The sequence below is a fragment of the Lamprobacter modestohalophilus genome, assembly GCF_016583905.1.
GTDB classification, from domain to species: Bacteria; Pseudomonadota; Gammaproteobacteria; order Chromatiales; family Chromatiaceae; genus Lamprobacter; species Lamprobacter modestohalophilus.
In genome coordinates this window covers 1-3165 of record NZ_NRRY01000119.1, presented here as the reverse complement: position 1 = coordinate 3165, position 3165 = coordinate 1, and the positions used below count along the sequence as shown (strand labels likewise).

General features: G+C 63.2%; 2 protein-coding genes. One reads left to right on the top strand and one right to left on the bottom strand.

Annotation, left to right across the window (positions count from 1 at the left end):
• Positions 1-60: 60 nt before the first annotated feature.
• The gene (locus CKO42_RS26035) at positions 61-549 is read left to right on the top strand and encodes a nucleotidyl transferase AbiEii/AbiGii toxin family protein (RefSeq protein WP_242479726.1); all 489 of its coding nucleotides are present in this window, start codon (positions 61-63) and stop codon (positions 547-549) included.
• Between the two features lie 119 nt (positions 550-668).
• On the opposite strand, the gene CKO42_RS26030 is transcribed toward CKO42_RS26035, so the two are convergent.
• Positions 669-2903 carry a phosphoketolase family protein gene (locus CKO42_RS26030; RefSeq protein ID WP_200252107.1) on the bottom strand — a complete coding sequence of 745 codons (2235 nt, stop codon included), beginning with the start codon at positions 2901-2903 and terminating at the stop codon, positions 669-671.
• Between the last annotated feature and the right edge of the window lie 262 nt (positions 2904-3165).

Below are 3165 nucleotides of genomic sequence, written 5' to 3'. Positions count from 1 at the left end.
CGTGATGGCCCGGTCTTTGTGAGTCTCTGTCATTGGTCTGCTCCGCTACCTTGGTTGACGATGGGTTCTCATCATCGCTTATTGTGCCCGCTCGGGGTGTGTTGGAGGAGCGGGGCGGACCATTCCATTACTGTTCTAGAGATCGACAACACCCCAATCAAGTTCGAAATCGTGCTCGAGGCCCGCGTCCAGCTCGGTTGCGAGCGGGTTCCACAGCTGCCGATCCCGGTCTTGGATCGCGCCAGCCAGATCGCTGAGAAGCTGCTCGCCAATAGCGATCGCGGCGCCGATCGCGGCACCTGCGCCCGCGATGCCATCGACCTGATCATGATGTTCCATCACTGGGGCGAACCCCGGGCTCAGGCCTGGGAGATCGCCGAACGCGCCTATGGTCCCCTGGTCAGAGCCGATCTCGAAAAGACCCTGGCCCGCCTCGCCGGAGATCCTGCTTGGCTGACCGATTGCCTTTCGCGACTCCAGGTCAAGGAAAGCGCGCGCCACATCATCCGCGGCTGTCTGTCCGAGCGCGAGGGTCTGCCCGTCCTTTAGGCAGACGCCTCAGCAGCATCCACGAATTCGGCACCACCAAGAGCACCTCGCTGATTCCTCTGATCAGTCGATCAGTCGATCAGTCGATCAGTCGATCAGCGGATCAGCGGGTCAAAACATCAGCCGACCAATCCAGCCGCCCGCCGTGCCAAGGCCTCACCCGTGATGCCATTGAACGCCATGATCTCCGCCGGTGACGCTGTCGTCTCACCCCGCTGCCAACCAACCAGATCCCGCGCCTTGGCCCGCGAGCGCAGCATCACCGACTCCAACGCCACCGTGCCGCCACCGCTCACCGCTAGCAAGACATCGCCGTCGAACAGATCGGCAAAGGCGGAGTCATCCATAAACTGCCCATCCGCCTCTGAGCTGTGCGACCAGGCCACATCCCCCGCCCGGTACAAGCGCCGCGGATTGGCCACCGCCGCGATCCGCACCCGATGCCCAGCTGCCTCCAGCGCATCTTTGGCCTCGAACACCGGCAACAGCACCATATCCCCCGTCACCGCAAACACCACCAACGAGCCCGAACCCGCCGCCGACTCATAGAGCGAGACGGCACCGGCCTCGATCGCCTCGCGCGCCTGCTCTGGCGTGGTATAGACCGGCAGCGCCGACTTGCTGGCAACAATGCTGATGCACTTATTGAATTGCGAGGTCGCCCAAGCAAAGGCCGCCTGCATCATGTTGGCATCCGCCGGATACAGCAGATAGCTATTGCCATTGCGCATCTGCCCACCGATGTAGTTCTCGATCTCTGGGCGCTGATGGGTCCAACCATTCCGGCCCTGCTCCAGCGCACCCGCAGTGAACATGCTCACCACCGCTGGCGTGCGTCGCCGCAGCTCCGCCATCGCTTGCGCCACCGTCTGCACGATGGGCCAGCCATTGATTGCAAAGCTCTCATACGACAGCCATAGCGAGCGGCCACCGAATAACGCAATCCCGGCCGCCAGCCCGGCGCAAGCATCCTCATTCAGCGGCTCATAGACCTGGCCAGTCGGCGCCTGGTTATAGAGTGCATCCAGGGTCGGATGGCGAATCTTCAGCCGCTCGTTGATCACCTTCATCGCCGAAGCCTCATTGCCATCGGCATTGGTCACCACGAACTGCGGATCGCGCTCGCCCAAGACCGCGACCATCTCCGCCATCGCCGTCGAGGGCACCGCCTTGTCGCCAACCGCAAAGGCCTGCATCGGCAGCTCGCCGATCTCTGGCAGCGCCCGCTCGGACTCGGTTACCGCCACCTGGCCGGCCGGACCACCGCCAGCCCGCGCCATCAGGGTGCGCACCAAGGCCCAAGCCTCAGGCGCCAGCGCCCCATGCTGCAGCGCCTTGGCGATGCTCGGCTTCTCTGGTTTGTCGCCCGGATAGAGGTTGTGCGACTTGGCGCCGCGCGCATGCACGCCGGCGCCCTTGAGCTGCTTGATGATCACTGCGGTCAGTGTCCCGCTCATCGCTGACTCGGCCGCCTGCTGCATCCCCTCCAGCACCGCGCGGGTGAAGGCCGCGCGCGCTCCGTCGCTGAACAGGGTGCTGTCGACATAGGCCTCCGGCTGATCGGCATCGTCGAAGGCCTTAGCATCGATCAGGATCACCCGCTCGAAGCCATGCACCTGCCAATAGGCGGTCATCTGCGCGTTATCCATCAGCGACACCATCGAATGGTGCTCTTGGCTATAACCGTTCCAGATCAGCACCGGCAGGAAGTTGGTCACCTGCGGATAGCTGGTGTTGAAGTGCTTCATCGCCGAGAGGATGTAGGGCTCGCCAAGACCACCATCACCGATGGTGCAGAGGAACAGCTTGTCGCGATTCAGATAGGCGCCGGCCATCGCAAAATGCTGCCCCTGACCAAGCGGTCCGGCCGGTGCCAACAGGCCCGGAATCGCACCCGAGAGATGCCCAAGCAACCCATCGCGCTCGCGAAAGCGCTGCTGCATCTGGGTCATGGTACTGATGCCCATCGCCTCCAACGAGCCGTCGAGGAACATGCTGCTGTAGAAGCCCGGCGCGTGATGGCCGACCTCAGTGACGATGTTCTTGTGGCCGAGCATGATCAGCGCCGCGATCGTCTCGGCGGAGCTGGCGAAGCCACCTGGATGCCCGGATTCCTTCGACGCACAGAGCTGCAGCGTCGAGTAGCGCAGCGCATCGGCGATCAGCCGGGTTTGGAACACTGCCGCCTCATCGACCTTAGAGATCGCCGACTGTCCCTCACCGATGGCCGGCTCGGAGAGCACCGTGAAATGCTCCGGCAGCGTGCCGAAATGCAGCACGCCCTCACAGAAGGCCGGGATGCTGGCCGATTGAACCTGAGATTGGCCAGCGGCGGCGGAAGCAGATGCGCTCATGGATGAAGATCCTCTTGGTGAGTGTGTCGGCAGTTGTCGATGTGTCGGCAAGCCCGCCTCGGCCTGGCATGCACTGGGCCCGGCATGCATGCCGACCAACGGCAGGGGCGGCGACGGGCTCTATTGACTTGCCGCATAGAGTGAGACTCGCGACCACTTTTCGCAATAAGGAAAAGATTCCATAATGCGGGAAACCCACAACTGAGCACCCGCAACGATGACCAGCGCCAAGCCCCCGCCCTCGTCAACACTGACATCCGCC

What these genes read in the sequence shown, in the direction of transcription:
- CKO42_RS26035 (WP_242479726.1), top strand. Translation starts at nt 61, where the DNA reads ATGGGTTCTCATCATCGCTTATTGTGCCCGCTCGGGGTGTGTTGGAGG.
- CKO42_RS26030 (WP_200252107.1), bottom strand. Translation starts at nt 2,903, where the DNA reads ATGAGCGCATCTGCTTCCGCCGCCGCTGGCCAATCTCAGGTTCAATCG.